The 16,213-nt window shown below is 61.6% G+C and carries 19 protein-coding genes; 10 read left to right on the forward strand and 9 right to left on the reverse strand.

The window, feature by feature from the left end:
* The first annotated feature begins 80 nt into the window (after window positions 1-80).
* Window positions 81-851 carry an SDR family oxidoreductase gene (locus FHT93_RS15865; protein ID WP_112543076.1) on the forward strand — a complete coding sequence of 257 codons (771 nt, stop codon included), beginning with the start codon at window positions 81-83 and terminating at the stop codon, window positions 849-851.
* Here FHT93_RS15865 and FHT93_RS15870 read toward each other — a convergent pair.
* Window positions 848-1,549 carry a YafY family protein gene (locus tag FHT93_RS15870; protein WP_183848260.1) on the reverse strand — a complete coding sequence of 234 codons (702 nt, stop codon included), beginning with the start codon at window positions 1,547-1,549 and terminating at the stop codon, window positions 848-850. The two genes, FHT93_RS15865 and FHT93_RS15870, sit on opposite strands and share 4 nt — an antisense overlap.
* 127 nt (window positions 1,550-1,676) lie before the next feature.
* Between FHT93_RS15870 and FHT93_RS15875 the strand changes: the two genes are divergently transcribed.
* From FHT93_RS15875 to FHT93_RS15895, 5 genes are all read left to right on the forward strand, one after another.
* Window positions 1,677-2,312: a LysE family translocator gene (locus FHT93_RS15875; protein ID WP_113145887.1), complete on the forward strand. Its 636-nt coding sequence runs from the start codon at window positions 1,677-1,679 to the stop codon at window positions 2,310-2,312.
* Window positions 2,313-2,446: 134 nt separating this feature from the next.
* On the forward strand, window positions 2,447-2,890 hold the full coding sequence (locus tag FHT93_RS15880) for a cytochrome c (RefSeq protein WP_183848262.1): 444 nt from the start codon (window positions 2,447-2,449) through the stop codon (window positions 2,888-2,890).
* A gap of 130 nt (window positions 2,891-3,020) precedes the next feature.
* Entirely contained in the window at window positions 3,021-3,935 is a 915-nt protein-coding gene (locus tag FHT93_RS15885; RefSeq protein ID WP_183848263.1) for a c-type cytochrome, read from the forward strand.
* Between the two features lie 39 nt (window positions 3,936-3,974).
* Window positions 3,975-4,268: a hypothetical protein gene (locus FHT93_RS15890; protein WP_183848264.1), complete on the forward strand. Its 294-nt coding sequence runs from the start codon at window positions 3,975-3,977 to the stop codon at window positions 4,266-4,268.
* A 23-nt stretch (window positions 4,269-4,291) separates the two neighbouring features.
* Window positions 4,292-4,975: an isochorismatase family cysteine hydrolase gene (locus FHT93_RS15895; protein ID WP_183848265.1), complete on the forward strand. Its 684-nt coding sequence runs from the start codon at window positions 4,292-4,294 to the stop codon at window positions 4,973-4,975.
* On the opposite strand, the gene FHT93_RS15900 is transcribed toward FHT93_RS15895, so the two are convergent.
* The 5 genes from FHT93_RS15900 to FHT93_RS15920 all read right to left on the reverse strand — a co-directional run bounded on the left by FHT93_RS15900 (window position 4,957) and on the right by FHT93_RS15920 (window position 8,385).
* Window positions 4,957-5,535: a type 1 glutamine amidotransferase family protein gene (locus FHT93_RS15900; RefSeq protein WP_183848266.1), complete on the reverse strand. Its 579-nt coding sequence runs from the start codon at window positions 5,533-5,535 to the stop codon at window positions 4,957-4,959. The two genes, FHT93_RS15895 and FHT93_RS15900, sit on opposite strands and share 19 nt — an antisense overlap.
* Window positions 5,536-5,575: 40 nt before the next feature.
* Window positions 5,576-6,070, reverse strand: a complete 495-nt coding sequence (locus tag FHT93_RS15905; RefSeq protein WP_112543083.1) for a GNAT family N-acetyltransferase — start codon at window positions 6,068-6,070, stop codon at window positions 5,576-5,578.
* A 217-nt stretch (window positions 6,071-6,287) separates the two neighbouring features.
* The gene (locus FHT93_RS15910) at window positions 6,288-6,833 is read right to left on the reverse strand and encodes a TlpA family protein disulfide reductase (protein ID WP_246781610.1); all 546 of its coding nucleotides are present in this window, start codon (window positions 6,831-6,833) and stop codon (window positions 6,288-6,290) included.
* 152 nt (window positions 6,834-6,985) lie between these two features.
* Window positions 6,986-7,702 (reverse strand): hypothetical protein, encoded by a 717-nt coding sequence (locus tag FHT93_RS15915; protein ID WP_112970972.1) that lies wholly within the window; start codon window positions 7,700-7,702, stop codon window positions 6,986-6,988.
* Window positions 7,703-7,743: 41 nt separating this feature from the next.
* Complete coding sequence (locus tag FHT93_RS15920) at window positions 7,744-8,385, reverse strand: MarR family winged helix-turn-helix transcriptional regulator (RefSeq protein WP_183848267.1); 642 nt, start codon at window positions 8,383-8,385, stop codon at window positions 7,744-7,746.
* 114 nt (window positions 8,386-8,499) lie between these two features.
* On the opposite strand from FHT93_RS15920, the gene dmeR reads away from it, so the two are divergent.
* From dmeR to bla, 3 genes are all read left to right on the forward strand, one after another.
* Window positions 8,500-8,772, forward strand: a complete 273-nt coding sequence (dmeR, locus tag FHT93_RS15925) for a Ni(II)/Co(II)-sensing transcriptional repressor DmeR (protein WP_007816163.1) — start codon at window positions 8,500-8,502, stop codon at window positions 8,770-8,772.
* Window positions 8,773-8,801: 29 nt separating this feature from the next.
* Complete coding sequence (dmeF, locus tag FHT93_RS15930) at window positions 8,802-9,755, forward strand: CDF family Co(II)/Ni(II) efflux transporter DmeF (protein ID WP_183848268.1); 954 nt, start codon at window positions 8,802-8,804, stop codon at window positions 9,753-9,755.
* Between the two features lie 71 nt (window positions 9,756-9,826).
* Window positions 9,827-10,711 (forward strand): class A beta-lactamase, encoded by an 885-nt coding sequence (bla, locus tag FHT93_RS15935; RefSeq protein ID WP_113203660.1) that lies wholly within the window; start codon window positions 9,827-9,829, stop codon window positions 10,709-10,711.
* 74 nt (window positions 10,712-10,785) lie between these two features.
* Here the strand turns inward: bla and FHT93_RS15940 are convergent, their stop codons facing one another.
* Window positions 10,786-11,040 carry a hypothetical protein gene (locus tag FHT93_RS15940; RefSeq protein WP_183848270.1) on the reverse strand — a complete coding sequence of 85 codons (255 nt, stop codon included), beginning with the start codon at window positions 11,038-11,040 and terminating at the stop codon, window positions 10,786-10,788.
* Window positions 11,041-11,216: 176 nt separating this feature from the next.
* Between FHT93_RS15940 and FHT93_RS15945 the strand changes: the two genes are divergently transcribed.
* The gene (locus tag FHT93_RS15945) at window positions 11,217-13,229 is read left to right on the forward strand and encodes a BTAD domain-containing putative transcriptional regulator (protein ID WP_183848272.1); all 2,013 of its coding nucleotides are present in this window, start codon (window positions 11,217-11,219) and stop codon (window positions 13,227-13,229) included.
* Window positions 13,230-13,278: 49 nt separating this feature from the next.
* Here the strand turns inward: FHT93_RS15945 and FHT93_RS15950 are convergent, their stop codons facing one another.
* Window positions 13,279-13,740 carry a hypothetical protein gene (locus tag FHT93_RS15950; RefSeq protein ID WP_113017173.1) on the reverse strand — a complete coding sequence of 154 codons (462 nt, stop codon included), beginning with the start codon at window positions 13,738-13,740 and terminating at the stop codon, window positions 13,279-13,281.
* Window positions 13,741-13,817: 77 nt separating this feature from the next.
* Complete coding sequence (locus FHT93_RS15955) at window positions 13,818-16,157, reverse strand: glucose/quinate/shikimate family membrane-bound PQQ-dependent dehydrogenase (protein WP_183848274.1); 2,340 nt, start codon at window positions 16,155-16,157, stop codon at window positions 13,818-13,820.
* Window positions 16,158-16,213: the final 56 nt, after the last annotated feature.

Genomic DNA, 16,213 nt, shown 5'->3' on the forward strand with positions numbered 1-16,213 from the left:
CAAGAAGTTCGACGCTTTCGGCATTCGGGAAAAGGGGTGCCGGACCTAGATTCTGGTCATCCGAACAAGGAGCAATTGAGATGACCGATCCGAATGCAAATGCCAAAATCGCAATCCTCACCGGCGGCAGCCGCGGTCTCGGCCGCAACACCGTCATCAGCCTCGCGCGCGATGGCGTCGACGTAATCTTTACCTATAATTCCAACCGCGAGGAGGCCGATAAGGTTGTCGCCGAAGTGGAGGCGCTTGGCCGCAGGGCCGCCGCCCTGCAGCTCGATACCGGCAATGTCGCCGCCTTTGATGCTTTCGTCGACAATGTCCGCTCGGTCCTGAAGGGCTGGGGTCGCGAGCGTTTCAATTTTCTCGTCAACAATGCCGGCACCAGCTACCACGCCTCGATAACGGAGACGACCGAGGAGGAAATGGACAAGCTCTACAACGTCCATTTCAAGGGCGTCTTCTTCCTGACGCAGAAGCTGCTGCCTGTCATTGCCGATGGCGGCCGCATCGTCAATCTCTCCAGTGGCCTTGCCCGCGTCGCCGTCCCAGGCTCCTCGGCCTACGGATCGCTGAAGGGCGCCGTCGAGGTGCTGACGCGCTACATGGCCAATGAGCTCGGTGCCCGCGGCATTGCCGTCAACACCGTCGCACCGGGCGCAATTGCCACCGATTTCAGTGGCGGCATGGTGCGCGACAATCCGGAGATCAACCGCAGGGTTGCTTCGATGACGGCGCTCGGCCGCGCCGGCGTCCCTGACGATATCGGTCCGATGATCGCTTCGCTGCTGACGGAGGCCAACCGCTGGGTCAACGCCCAGCGCATCGAGGTTTCCGGCGGCATGGCGCTCTAAGCATTGGCTGCCAGCGGCTTTTCCGTCCAGCTCTCGGTCCAGAGGGTGCGCAAGCCGTCGCCTTCCCCCTTGAAAAAGACGTCCGCCTCAGCGCAAGCCTCCACGCGGTCGCTGCGGAAATTGCGGATCGCCTGCCTGAGTTCGCACCAGGCGACGATATTGGCTGTCTGGGAATAATAGATCAGTGCGATCGGGCGGATCATCCGCTCGGTCGCACGTCCCATTTCATCGCGATAGGAGAGGGTGAGCTTGCGCTCGTCGCGGATCGCTCCGCGCACGATGGCGAGGTCCAAACCGGCAGGCGCCGGCGCGACCGTACCCCAGGCATAGAGCGCCTTGTTTTCCATCGCCTGTCGCAGCGGCGGCGGCACCGCGCCTGCGAGCTTCTGGTTGACCCGCCGTGCGGCGAGCTTCAGCCCTTCGTCGCCGGTGCGCTCCAGGAGCGCCAGCGACAGCACGATCGCTTCCGTCTCCTCGATCGAAAACATTAGTGGCGGCAGGTCGAAGCCCGGCCGCATGATGTAGCCGATGCCGCGCCCGCCTTCGATCGGCACCCGCATCGCCTGCAGTGCGGCGATATCGCGATAGATCGAGCGAACCGTCACTTCAAGCCTCTCGGCCATGACGGCCGCAGTCATCGGCTTCTTCGCCAGCCGCAATATCTGGATGATCTCGAAAAGCCTGGAGGCCTTGCGCATTTGCCGCCCTTTCTCCAACGCTCCTGACAATACACTGTCAGTTGGGCTGCCGTATAGAGCTGTCTATCAAGTTGAAATTCAAAGCTCTTCCTCAAAAGCGTGACTGAAAGCGGGACGGACAACTGACATGGATTATCACCAAAGCCTCTGGCTCTACTTCACCCTTCTCTTCGGCATCATCATCGTGCCCGGCATGGATATGCTCTTCGTGCTCGCCAATGCGCTGACCGGCGGCACCAGGCGCGGCCTTGCCGCCACCAGCGGCATCATGCTGGGTGGGGCGGTGCACTCGGCCTATGGTGCAGCGGGAGTGGGCATTCTCGTCGCCATGTTGCCCGGTATCTTCAACCTGCTGCTCTTCGCCGGCGTTGCCTACATGATCTGGATCGGCGTCTCGCTTATGAGAAGTTCCATCAAGGTCGAGGCAGTCGGCCCGGGCACGGCGCGCTCCACCTGGAAGGCGTTCCGACAGGGGGCGGTTACCTGCCTCGTCAATCCCAAGGCCTACATCTTCGTACTGGCCGTCTATCCGCAGTTCATAAAGCCGGAATTTGGGCCGATCTGGCTCCAGGGGCTGATCATGGGCATCATGACCGTGCTCACTCAGCTTGCCGTCTACGGCACCCTGGCCATGACGGCCGGCCGCAGCCGCGACCTCCTGTTGTCGAATCCGAATACGACTGCCGTCATCGGCCGTCTCGCGGGCCTGCTGCTGGTCGTCATCTCCGCGATCAGTCTATGGCAGGGGTGGAAGACAGCCTGATTCCGTCTATGTTTATCACGTTGTTTTTATGAGGATCCGGCCAAACGTGACTATGCGGCCAGATGGATTTTGTCATGATCGCGGTGCAGATTGCCCTCGGCCGGCTTCGCCGGCGGAACAATGGAGAGAGAATAATGAATTGGAAAACAGTAGCGGCGGCTGCGGCGCTCGCCGGCATTGCCCTCGGTTCGGTCATGGCGGCCGACGGCACGCATGACGCGCGCATTGGAATGATGAAGCAGATCGGTGGCGCAGCAGGCTCGCTGTCCGCCATCGCCAAGGGCACGAAGCCCTATGAGGCGGATGCCGTCAAGGCGGCGCTGACGACGATCGCCACCACGGCGAAGGCCTTCCCGGACCAGTTCAAGCCGGGCACCGAGACGGGCGACGAAGAAGCAAGCCCGAAGATCTGGGAAAACATGGATGACTTCAAGGCGCGCGCCGCGAAGTTGTCCACCGACGCCGAAACCGTGCTCGCCCAGCTTCCGGCTGATGCTGCCGGCGTCGGTGCGGCGCTGAACACGCTCGGCGGTAATTGCGGTGGCTGTCATCAGCTCTATCGCATCAAGAAGGACTAGGCGATAGAGCTATTCTCGCATGATCCCGTCATCCGCACCGGCTCTTGCCGCCGGTGCGGATCGCCTTATTCTCTTCCGGCAGCGGGGCCGGGGAACGCCCCTGAACATTGATAGTAAGGAGAGGCGGCGCATGGTCCGCAGGTTCATCCGCTTTGTGCTCTGTCTCATCGGCGTCGTCTTGATCGGCGGCGCAATTTTCTATTTCGTAACCGCGCCGGATCCGTTTCCGGAAAGCCACTGGGCCAATCTCGGCGCGCCTGACGTCGCGAATGGCGAGAAGGTATTCTGGGCTGGCGGCTGTGTCAGCTGTCATGCCACGCCCGGCGCGCAAGGCGATGCGAAACTCACGCTGGCCGGTGGCCTCGCCCTGACGAGCCCCTTCGGGACCTTCCATGTGCCAAACATTTCTCCGGATGAGCAGGCAGGAATCGGTCGCTGGACGCTGGCTCAGTTCGGCAATGCGATAAAGCGCGGCGTCGGCCCCAATGGACAGCATCTCTACCCGTCCTTCCCCTATGGCTCCTACACGCGCATGAGCGACAAGGATGTCAACGATCTCTTCGCTTATCTGAAGACCCTGCCAAAGAGCAGCAACGTTGCCCCGCCGCACGAATTGCCGTTCCCGTTCAACATCCGCCTGGCGCTCGGCGGCTGGAAGCTCCTCTATTTCAATGATCAGCCCCGCGTCGTGCTTGCCAATGCCGACGACAAGGTGAAACGCGGCCAATATCTGGTCGAGGGCCTCGGCCATTGCGGTGAATGCCACACGCCACGCGATTTCCTCGGCGGCTTCCTCCGCGATCAATGGCTTGCCGGCGCGCCGAACCCGGACGGCAAGGGCCGCATACCCGATATCACGCCGGGCTCGAAGAGCGTTGGCTCCTGGAGCGAGGCCGATATCACCAACTACCTGCAGACCGGCTTCACCCCCGATTTCGACTCCGCCGGTGGCCAGATGGTGGACGTTCAACAGAACATCGCCCATCTGCCGCAGTCCGATATCGAGGCGATCTCCGCCTATCTGAAGGCGGTTCCGAGCAAGTAGCGTCTGCCTGGGGCAAGCACCGCCGGCCACATTGTCAGCATGAAGCACCCGACCCTTGAGGAAACAGACGCCGCAATTGCCCGCATGCGTGAACGGCTCGCCGCGCGCAATGCAGTTCTTGCGCGCTGGTTTTCCGAAACGCTCGCGATGATGGAGGCAAAGATTGCCAGCCGCCTCGATGATCCCGGCGATCTGGCGCAGGCGAGGGCCGCAGCATTCCTGTTCGTCAAGAGAGCACTGCACCAATGGGCAACCCGCCCGGTGCATGAGGTGGCCGCCGAGGATGCTCCGATGAAAGAGACACCGCCGTCACCGCGACTCGGTATACGTTGAGACCTCAATCTCCAAACGGAGGAATGGTCTTGAAACGACATGCCTGGCAGATCGAGCCGCGTGAATACGCGCGGCAGGAAGAGCGCCGCGGACGGCGTTTCGCTTTCACCAGCCTCACGCCGGCAAGGACCGCCCTGGTCGTCGTCGACATGATCCACTTTTTCGTGGCGCCGGGCAGCTACGCGGAAGGCATCGTTCCGAATATTCAGGCGCTCGTTGCTGCGGTGCGCGCGTGCGGCGGGCTGATCGTCTGGGTGGTGCCGGCTCCTCGCCAGACCTATCCCGAGCTGGCACGTGAATTCTTTGGTGAAACCATCGCGGAACTTTACCGCACCTCGGGCGGCGAAGGGCCGGTCGAAGGCAGGCTTGCGCCGGATTTCGTTCCCGAACCGCAGGATCTATTGATCGAGAAGACTTCTTACAGCGCCTTCCACCCCGAAAGCGCTCCGCTTGCGGCCATGCTGAAATCGCGCGGCGTCGATACGGTTCTCATTACCGGCACCCTGACCAACATCTGCTGCGAATCCTCGGCTCGCGATGCCTGCAGCAGCGGTTTCCGCGTCATCATGCTGGCTGACGCAAATGCCGCTCGCCGAGACATAGACCACAACATGGCGCTCTATTCGGTCTATCGCAGCTTCGGCGATGTGCGTACGACGACTGAGGTGATCGGCCTGCTCGACATGTCTCAGGCAGCCTTCGGCTGATGTTCCGCGCCGAGGATCTGCACATAGGTGTCGAGTTCTTCGCTGCCGAAGCCGAGCGCCCGGTAGATCTCAGCCGTAAAAGTAATCGGCGCCGAACCGGGCGCAGTCACGATCATGCCCGATCTTACGGCCTGCGGACCGTCGCGATAATGCGTCTGGCCGCGATAGCCCTCAGCACCGGCAATGAAATCGGGCGCGTTGCTGGTATGCGGAATATTGTTCAATGCACCCGCGCGTGCCAGGGCCAGCGTCCCGCCGCAGATCGCAGCGGTGACCTTGCCACGCGTGATGAAGTCGTTGATGACGGATGAAAGGTCGGGCGCCCTTTCGGTTTCCCAGATCGTGCCCCCGCAGATAACAAGCGCGTCGAAAGCGTCGCCATGCAGGTTCTCGGCCACCGTATCGGCCGCCACCCGCATGCCGCCCATGGAGCGGATTTCCGCGCCGCCGGGACTTGCCGTCACCACATCGAAGCCGAAATGGGTGCGAGCGGAGGCAGCAAGCTGCCCCACTTCCCAGTCTGCGAAGCCTTCGGTCAGAACCACCGCCAGTCGGGTCATGCTTTCCTCCCTTGCAAGATGGCCGAGCGGCTGGAGCCACTCACGACAGAGCCTGCATATAGCGCATGCCGGTGACCGGGCGAGGGGTGAAGTCCATCTGTTCGTAGAAGCGGTGAGCCTTGAGATTGCCGGTTGCAGCGCTGACGGAGAGGTAATCGCAGCCCGCAATGCGGGCCGTTTCCCGGGCGCGGTCGACGAGAAGCTGGCCGGTGCCATGGCCGCGATGGCCGTCGCGCACGAAAAGGTGATGCAGGTCCATGCCGCGCTTGCCTTCCTGCGCCCTGTAGAGCGGAACGAGGATCGCGTAGCCGATCAGGCCGTCGCTGCCTTCGGCGACAATGGCAGAAATCCAGGGCGTCGGGCCGAAGAGGTCGCGCTCGAGCTGTTCCGGCGTCGAGGCGGAGATGTCGCCATGATGGGCGGCAAGCAGGCCGATCATTTCATGGAGTTCGCAGATGTCGCGGGGTTTGGCGGCGCGGATCGTCACCACCGGCGGGCGCATGAGCGATATTTCGCTGTCTTCGATTTCAAGCATGGTCTTCGCGTCCTTTTTACGTTTATGCCGCCAGGACGCTGCCGATACAACAAAGCCGCCTGACGGCGGCTTGTTGACATTGTGATCTGTCTCGGCCGCCCTTTACAGGTACAGCCAAAAATACGAGCGGTTATGGTGCGCGTTCTTGATCATGCGCCATTGATTGTCCGAAACCGCCCGTTTGTCAATGGCAGCTTGGGCCCGGATCGGAGCCGTTTCAGGCCGCATCTGCCGGTACGGCGCAGACACCGGCCGCGCAACCCTCAATCTCCTCAGCTGACGTCGCCATCGGGATGGGTGCTGCAAGCGCCATACCGATGCGGGCGCCGAGCGCGATATCGTCCTCGACGCCGAACGCATGATGCAGGATCACACCATCGCGGCCGATCAGGACGGAGGAGGGCGTTCCCCTGAAACCATAGCGGCGCATCGTCACCGGTATGTCGGAGTGCTGGTCGGCCTGATCGACCCCGATGGGCGAGGTCAGCCGGTATTCGTGAATGAAAGCCTTGAGCACGGTTGGCGTCATCGCCTCGTGATGTTCGAAGACCGTGTGCAGGCCGATGACCTGGAGATCCGTGTTGGCGAAGATGCGCTCGATGCGGCGCACCTGCGGCAGGCTTTCAGCAACACAGCCGGGGCACAGCAATTGGAAACTGTGCAGGAAGATCACCTTGCCGCGCAGTCCGGCGATGGAGAGCGGCCGCGATGTGTTGAACCATTCACTGACCGAAAGTTCCGGTGCGAGTGTCAGATCGGACATGTCGAAATCCTTTGTCGTTGGGCAGGAGGTCCCGCCACCGGTTGCATCCGGGCTGCAATGGGATAAATCTGCCTGGTGTTTTCTCTTCTCTATTTGCCTGGAGAGAGGAAAGAGCCGGTCCGGCGATGGCAGTCGGCGGACCGGCGCCCCTGTTACTTCGCAGGCATGACCTTGCCCGGCAGGCTGAGATTGCCGGAGGCGACCTTGAAGACATTATCGACGCAAAGCAGCGGGGCATGCAGGTTGCCGTTGACCTTCAGCCCTGCCGTCACGCCGTCGTAGGATGCGCCTGTGATGCCGCCGATGAGCGACAGCGGGATGGCGACATCGACACGGTCGCCCTTCAGCACCGTCTGATAATCCGGGCTGTCGATCAGCAGCGGAACGCCCGGCCATGTGGCGGGAAGCTTCGGCTTGGCGCCGTCAGGGATGTCGGTCACCTTCAATCCGCCGGCGCAGGCCTTGTCCTCGTTGAGCACGACCCAGTGCGGATGCCAGACATCGCGGTTTTTGCCCTTATTGGCGGCATCGTCGAAGTCAGGATGGAAGGTCACGGCCAGCGCCACAATGCCCTGATCCCTGTCGAAGCCGATATCGCCGCTGTTGAGCGAGGTCGGCCAGACATAGGCATAGACGCCGGAGCCTTCGAACTTGCCGGTTGCAGCGGGCTTTTCAGCGCCGGCCTCGCCGCGCACGCGCGTCGAAAAGATCGCCTTGTCGCCCTTGGTGACGATCTGCGTTTCGATAATGTCGAACGAGGCTTTCACGCCCTTGGATGGTTCGGCCGTGACGGGATGGGCCATGGCCGAGCCCAGCCAAAGCGATAGCGTTCCGGCGATGGCCGCGCCGGTGATAAACTGCCTTAACATTTTGAACATCCTTCTCTTTTTAGTTTGCCTGGAGAGTGCGCCTATCCTTTTTCAAAGGCGTCCCAGGTGGCAGCCCGGGTTGCCGGATCGGCGGTTTCATGGTCGCGGCAGTCGATGCGCAGTTCATTTCTGCCGAAGGCCGCGTTCACGAAATTGCAGTGGTGCGGTTTGGCCGCACCGGAATGCTGGTAGGGACGGAAGTAACGACAGCTCGTGCACATCCGCTGGATTGGTATGGCATCCGCCTCCTGCAGATGCTGGATCATCTTGACGAGCGACAGCAGCAGGCCTTCCTGCTCGCCGGGGGAAAGCGATCGGGCTGCTTCCATCGCTGCCGTTTCGATCGGCGAAACGGACCCGAACGCCGCCATTCCCTCCGTCGTGATGCGGATCGCGGTGGCACGTTTGTCGCCGGGAGCGCTCGCCTTGGCGACCAGCCCCTTGCGCTCCAGTGCCGCAATCGAATCCGTCGCTGTCGGCTGCGAGACGCCGAGATGCGCCGCAATCTCCTTCACCCGCGCACTATCGCGGCCGGCGAGAAATTCGAGGATCGCAAGCTGCGTCGGCTTCAGTCCGGCCTTTTCGGCCTTCGACCATTCGTCGCTGCGCATTGCGATCGCGATGCGGGTCAGGCCTTCGCTGATGCGGTTGTCGATCGATCTCGGGTCTTTTGGCGTTTCCATGGGTTCAAGATATAGGAGTCCTATGTAAATTCAAGAGCCGCTGCGATGGATTGCCGCTTTCGTTTTTCGTGAAGGTAATATAGGGTACCCCCCTATACTACTTCAGAGACTGCCATGTCCCATACGACCCATCAGAAGAAGAAACTCATCGCCCGCGTCAGCCGTATCCGCGGGCAGCTCGAGGCGGTCGAACGTGCGCTGGAGGGTGAGCGCCCCTGCGGCGAGATCCTCCAGCTTCTTGCCTCCGTGCGCGGCGCGCTGACGGGTCTCACGGGCGAGGTGCTGGACGACCATCTGCACGAACACGTGCTGCATGCCGCCGACGAGAAGGCGAGGGCGGAGGCAGTCGAGGAAATATCGGAAGTATTGCGAACCTATATCCGCTGAGCCGGATCGATATCGGTAAGGAGCTGGCAATGAGTGCCGGAACGAATAGCTACGGACATGAGCATGTCTTCCTGGGGCAGGACCATGCCCGCAACGAACGTCGCATCTGGCTGGTGATTGCGTTGACAGCGGTCATGATGGTCGTCGAAATCGGCGCCGGCACCATGTACGGCTCGATGGCGCTGGTGGCCGATGGCTGGCATATGTCCACCCATGCAAGCGCGTTGCTCATTTCCGCGCTCGCCTATCTCTTCGCCCGCAAGCAGGCCCGCAATCCGCGCTTCACGTTCGGCACCGGCAAACTCGGCGACCTCGCCGGTTTTGCGAGTGCCATCATTCTGGCGATGATCGCGCTGCTGATGGGCTGGGAAAGCTTCCTGCGCATCGCCTCGCCCGTGCCGATCAGCTTCAGCCAGGCGATCGCCGTTGCCGTCATCGGCCTTGCCGTCAACCTCGTCAGTGCCTGGATGCTGAGCGGTAGCGGCGGCCACCATCATGGACACGGGCATGATCACCATCACGATCATCACCACGGCCACGATCATGGCCACCATAGTCATGCGGATAACAATATTCGCTCCGCCTACATGCACGTCATCGCCGACGCTTTGACCTCTGTGCTCGCCATTGCCGCACTCACCTTCGGTAGCCTCTATGGCTGGCTCTGGCTTGATCCGCTGATGGGCATTGTCGGCGCTCTCATCATCGCGCAATGGTCCTGGGGACTGATGAATTCGTCGGGCGCCGTGCTGCTCGACGTGCTCTCGGAAGGAGAAACACTGCCGGACGAAATCCGCGGAGTGATCGAAGGCGATGGCGACCGCATCACCGATCTTCATGTCTGGCAGGTCGGTCCCGGCCACCATGCAGCGATTGTCGCGGTGCTGACGCCGCAGCCGCGCGATACCGCCTTCTACAAGGAGAGGCTCGCGAGCCTGGACGAGTTGTCGCATGTGACGGTGGAGGTCACGCACGCTGCCTGATCCTGCCAAAAAGCCGAGATGCCGCCGCAATCGGGCCTTACGCCTGTGATCCTGATTCCCCGGAGGTCTTCATGAATCACAGCCTCACTCGCCGCAGCTTCATGGGCTCCGCCTTGCTGCTGCCTGCGCTGGGTTTTGCGTCTCGCGTGCGCGCCGAGCAGCAGAATGACGATATCGACAAGCGGCTTGCAGCGCTTGAAGCCCGCATTGGCGGGCGCCTCGGGGTTTCCGTTCTCGACAGCGACACGAATGTCTCCTTCGGCTATCGCGGCAGCGAGCCCTTTGCCATGTGCAGCACCTTCAAGGTCCTGGCTGCAGGCCTCGTTCTTGCCCGTGTCGACAAGGGCGATGAGAGCCTCGACCGGCGTATCACCTACGGCAAGGACAAGCTCGTCACCTATTCCCCCGAGACCGAAAAGCACGCGGGCGGTGACGGCATGACGATGGCCGAGATCTGCAAGGCCGCCATTACGCTGAGCGACAACACCGCCGGCAATCTGATGCTGGAAAGTTTTGGCGGCCCGGCCGCACTCACCGACTGGCTGCGCTCCATCGGTGACGGCACGACAAGGCTCGACCGCATGGAAACCGCGCTGAACGAAGCCACGAAAGGCGATCCGCGCGACACCACCACGCCGGATGCAATGCTGGATTCTCTTGGCAATATCGCGCTCGGTTCGGTTCTGGCGGAAACCTCTGCAAATCAGCTGATCGACTGGATGATTGCGAACACGACCGGTGGTGCGCGCCTGCGCGCAGGCCTGCCCGGCGATTGGAAGATCGGTGACAAGACCGGTACGGGCGACAATGGTTCCGCCGGCGATATCGCCATCATCTGGCCGCCCAAGCGCGGCCCGATCGTCGCCGCCGTCTACATCGGAGAAGCGACCGTGAAGATGGATGAATTCAATCCCGTCTTCGCCGAAATCGGCAAGATGATTACCGAGATGGTCTGAAACGGAAAGATCCGCCGTTCGGCAGCAGCTTAGCAACCATGGTTTCGTCGCAGCAATGCAATTGAACCTGCCGGTTATCGCATTGACATCAAGTTCGTGATCAGACCTGCTTTGACTTCGAGCATCGGGCGATTGATTTCGGGTTGACCGATATCTCTCAGCTGATCGGGCGTCAGGTCTGCCAGCCCCCTCTGCCTCGCGGCAGCTCTGCGCCACTGCCTCACGGCAGCGGCCAATGCAGCAGTCAATATTGTGATGTTGTTCAGCCTGGACTCGGACACCTGTTGTATCGGCGCGCTGGCGGCGGCGTGAGTTTCCGTGTGAGCCATTTCCCAGTCTCCTATTTGTGAAATGTGCGAGTGGGAATGTGCCATGGGGGTGTTTTCGGCCTGTTGGGCTGGGCGTGAACGGCCAGGAAAACTTCGACAAGCCGTCGCTAAATCGGTGTTAAATCCGTCTTCCCAAATGCTATTCTGCAGCGGCCATCCAAATCGGGAGGCTTTCTGTGCGTATCAGGTTGCTAGGCGGCCTCGAAGCTAACTCGCTGGAAGGCCGGCAAGTACGCTTCGCCACGCGCAAGACGTCGCTTCTTTTTGCTGCTCTGGTTCTTGCAGGGCGCCGCGGCTGTCGCCGGGAATTGCTTTCCGAAGCCTTCTGGCCGGGACGAAGCAATGAACAGGCCCGCAATAGCTTGCGGCAGGCGCTGGTCGATATCAGGCGGGCGTTTCCGGCGAGCAGCGAAGCCACTGTCTACATCGACGGAGATCAGGAGACGGTCGTCCTGATTTTCGGCCTGGACGAAGCCGACATTTCGATCTTCGACCGGAAGCTGGAGGCGGGCGGAGCCGCTGATCTTGCCTTTGCAGCAGACCTCTACCGCGGTGAGATGCTTGCGGGCGAGTCCATTCCGGACGGGCTGGATGAGTGGTTCGGACCTTACCAGAGCACCTATCGGCGCAAGGCGCTGCAACTCGTGGAGCAGTTGAGCCTCATGCTCTCCGATCCGGGCTCCGCCGAAGAGCCAGCCTGCGAAGGTCTCGCCGAGAGATTGCTCGCCTCGGACCCGACGATGGAGCCAGCCCACCGGGCCCTGATGCGGATCCATATTCTTAGGGGACACGAGAATGCGGCCATGCGCCAGTTCGAGGCCTGCCGGTCCCTCGTGAAGAAGCATCTCGGCGCCGAACCCGAAGCGGAGACGTCCTCCCTGGCCGTTTCGCTGCAGTCGCGACAACAACCCTTACATCAGCGGGCCGAACCGGGGCCTGACGTCATGTCGCAGATGCAGGCCGTTTCAGCCTCGACGAAGCATCACGATCGGCCATCGGTTGCGGTATTGCCATTTCAGAATTTGAGCGGCGATGCGGAGCAGGAATATTTTGCCGATGGCATCGTGGAGGATATCACGATCGCCCTTGCCCAATTCCGCCATCTCTACGTCATCGCGCGGAATTCGAGTTTTACCTACAAAGGGCAGGCCGTCGACATCAAGCAGGTCGGGCGCGAGTTGGACGTGCGCTATGTGGTCGAGAGAAGTGTGCGTCGGACGGGAGACCGGCTCCGCATTGCCGGACAACTCATCGACACATCGACGGGTGCGCACCTTTGGGCAGACCGTTTTGATGGGACGCTTGCAAATATATTCGATCTTCAGGATCAGGTGGCCTCTAGTATCGTCGGTGCGATAACGCCGAAGGTAGAGGAGGCGGAGATAGAGCGCGCCAAACGCAAGCCGACAGAGAGCCTTGACGCTTACGACTATTATCTGCGCGGGCTGGCAGCGTTTGACCGGACGGTCACCAATAGATCGGTCACCGATGAGGCCCTGCGGCTGTTCATGAAGGCCATCGAGCGCGACCCGGAGTTCGCCATAGCGTATGCCCGGGCGGCGCGATGCTACGCGACCCGAAAGAGCAATGGCTGGATGGCCAATCCCGCCGAGGAGATTGCCGAAGCGACCCGACTGGCGAGAAGAGCGGTCGAACTCGGCTGGGACGACGCGGTTGCGCTCTCCTACGGTGGATATGTCCTCGGCTATGTCGGCGGCGACCTTGATGATAGTGCGGCCTGTATCGATCGCGCGCTCTTCCTCAATCCGAATCTCGCCGCTGCTCTGGGCACCAGCAGCTGGGTCAAGACCTGCCTTGGCGAGCCAGACAAGGCCGTCGAACATGCAGCCCTCGCCATGCGTCTGAGCCCTTTGGATCCTCGCCTGTTTGCCTGGCAGTTCAACACCGGCCTGGCTCATTTCTGCGCCGGACATTACGAAGATGCCGCCGTCTGGGCGGCGAGATCGTTACGCCACCAGCCGAATTATCCGAGCGCGATGCGTGTTATGGCGGCAAGTCAGGTCATGAGCGGGCGGAGTGCGGAAGCGCAGGGAACGATCGCTCGCCTGTGCCAGTTGGATCCCGCGCTCCGGCTTTCGAATCTTGCCGATATCCTGCCGCCGTTTCGGCGACCGGACGACCGTAACCGATATATCGAGGCTCTTCGAATGGCGGGGTTGCCGGAGTAGAAGAGCGGTGGAGTGTGCTTTCCGCCGCATGTCGGTTGGTGTTGTGGCCTCAGGCGGCTGGAACGTCGTCTGTTGTCGCGGTTCCGTTATCCTCAATGCCGGCGAGTTCACGCTTGATCTGCTCGGCAATTTCCTTCTCGATCGCCTCGCGCTGATCGGCAGGCATGGCCTTCAGGTCGTCCTCGGTCAGGCCGCGTGATTCCAGGTATCGGGCCCGGATGAATTCGGCCGGATCCATGTTGCTCCAGTCGGTGAACTCATCGACCAGGCTCCTGTGTGCGGCCTTGGCTTCCATTTCGGCGTCCGACGGGTTGATATAGGTCTCGTTGCCGGCTTGTACCGCCCACATCGTATTGGCGATCGACGGCGGGGTCGCGCTCGGCTGCAGGCCGGCGCCGGATTGATTGCGCGCACTGCCGCCAAATTCGTCGGCCTGCTTATTCTTGGATTTGCCCTGCTCGAAAAGCGCACCAAGGCCAGAGTAAATTGAAAGGCTGCTACCGATTTCCATGAAAAAATCCCCCTGAAAAAACGGTAGCAGTATGATGGGGCAAACCTGCCCGGAACTGGTGTCTCCTTCTGGCTGCGCTACGGCAGCGAGTAGGCGATCACGTAGTCGCCCGGCTTGGTGCCGACCGAACCGTGGCCGCCCGCAACCATGACGACATATTGCTTGTTGTCATCGGTCATATAGGTCATCGGCGTTGCCTGACCGCCGGCCGGCAGCCGGGCTTCCCACAATTGTCGGCCGTTCGTCACGTCATAGGCGCGCAGGTAGTTGTCGACGGCGGCGCCCAGGAAGGCGACGCCGCCCTTGGTCATCATTGGCCCGCCGATACCGGGCACGCCCACCTTGAAGGGCAGGGGCAGCGGCGTCATGTCGTGCACCGTGCCGTTCTTGTGCATGTAGGCGATGCGGCCGGTGCGGAGATCCACGCCGGCGACATAACCCCAAGGCGGCGCCTGGCAGGGAATCTGCAGCGGCCCGAGGAACGGACCCATGAATACGCCGTAGGGCGCACCGTCATTGCGATTGAGGCCCTGTTCGCTGCCCTTCTCATCCTGGCCACGCGGCGGAATATCGGCGGCCGGTACCAGGCGCGAGGTGAAGGCCAGATAGGTCGGCATGGCGAACATCACCTGGCGCTCCGGATCGACGGCGACCGAACCCCAGTTGAACGTGCCGAAATTGCCGGGATAGACGATCGTTCCCTGCAGCGAGGGCGGTGTATAGCGGCCCTCGTATTTGTAGCGGTGGAATTCGATGCGGCAGGCAAGCTGGTCGAACAGCGAGACCCCCCACATGTCCTTTTCCCGCAGCGGCTCAGGGGAGAAGGTGAGATCGGAGATCGGCTGGGTCGGCGCGCTATGATCTTCCGGGATCGTGCCACCGGGTGCCGGAATCTCCTTGAAGGGAATGATCGGCTGGCCGGTGCGCCGGTCGAGCACGTAGATGTCGCCCTGCTTGGTAGGCGCGACGAGCGCCGGTACCGCTGTTCCATCTTCTTTCGTCAGGTCCACCAGCACCGGCTGGGCCGGCACGTCCATGTCCCAGAGATCGTGGTGAACGAATTGCTGCACCCATCGCAGCTGGCCCGTATTGATGTCGAGCGCCACGACCGACGACGAGAACTTCTCGACATTGGCGCTGCGGTTCATGCCGAGCTGGTCCGGCACCTGGTTGCCGAGCGGAATATAAACCATGCCGAGCTGGTCATCGACGCTGAAGACCGACCAGCTGTTCGGCGAATTCGTCGTGTAATGCTGGCCCTCGGCCAACGGCGTCGTCTGGTCGGGATTCCCGGAATCCCAGTTCCAGATCAGTGCGCCGCTGTTGATGTCATAGGCGCGGATGACGCCGGACTGTTCTTTCGTCGAATAGTTGTCGTTGACCGCCCCGCCGATGATGATCTTGCCCGCGACGGCGACCGGCGGCGACGTGGAGTAGTAGTAGCCAGCCGGGTTGTATTGCATGCCAGTCTGTAGCTGCAGCACGCCATGGTCGGCAAAGCTCGCGCAGACCTGCCCGTTGGTCGCGTCGAGCGCGATGAGGCGTGCATCCGAAGTTGGCAGGTAGACACGCTCCTTGCAGGGCTGGCCGGCAGGTGTCGCTTCATCGCTGTAATAGGTCACGCCGCGGCAGGTCTGGTGCTGCCGGTCCGGGTTCATGCCGGAATTGGCGTCATATTTCCATTTCTGCTGGCCGGTCTTGGCATCGAGTGCAATCGCCCAATTGTGCGGCGTGCAGAGATAAAGCGTGTTGCCGACTTTCAGCGGGGTGACCTGATAGGTGGTCTCGCCGACATCGTCAGGCCTCTTCACGTCGCCGGTCTGGTAGCGCCACACCTCATCGAGGGTGGAAACATTTTGCACAGTGATCTGGTCAAGCGGCGAATAGCGCTGGCCGTAGGGCGTGCGGCCATATTGATGCCATTCGCCGTCAGGCACATTGCCGCCAAAAGCCGGCGTTGCAGCGGATGATTGCGTCGGCAGATCGCCGGCGAGGTCATGCGGATCCGTCGTCATGGAATATCCGGCGACGATGATGGCGAGAATGACAGGAATGGCCAGCGGCCAGGGATTGGCACCGTAATAGATGCCGGTCGGGCTGCGAAAACCGAGCGGCCTGCGGATCCATGGCGTCAGCAGCCAGAGCCCGAAGAGGATGATCAGGCCGCCGCGCGGGCCTAGCTGCCACCAGTCGAACCCCACCTCCCAGATTGCCCAGGCGAGAGCCACGACGACGAGTACCGCATAGACCCACAGCGCGACTGCCTTGCGCATGAGAAGCAGGCCTGCCGTCAGCAGGAACATCAGTCCCGCGAAGAGATAGAAGACGCTGCCGCCAAGCGTGACGAGCCACAGCCCCCCGCCGCCGAGCGCCAGTCCGAAAATGATGAAGAGTATGGAGGTAATGACGATTGCCATAAGGCAGTCTCCCGCTGGTTAGCCGGATCGGAGAATGGCGAAAAACATACGCCGAT

It is taken from the genome of Rhizobium sp. BK379, from assembly GCF_014193955.1.
In the GTDB taxonomy this organism is placed as follows: Bacteria; Pseudomonadota; Alphaproteobacteria; order Rhizobiales; family Rhizobiaceae; genus Rhizobium.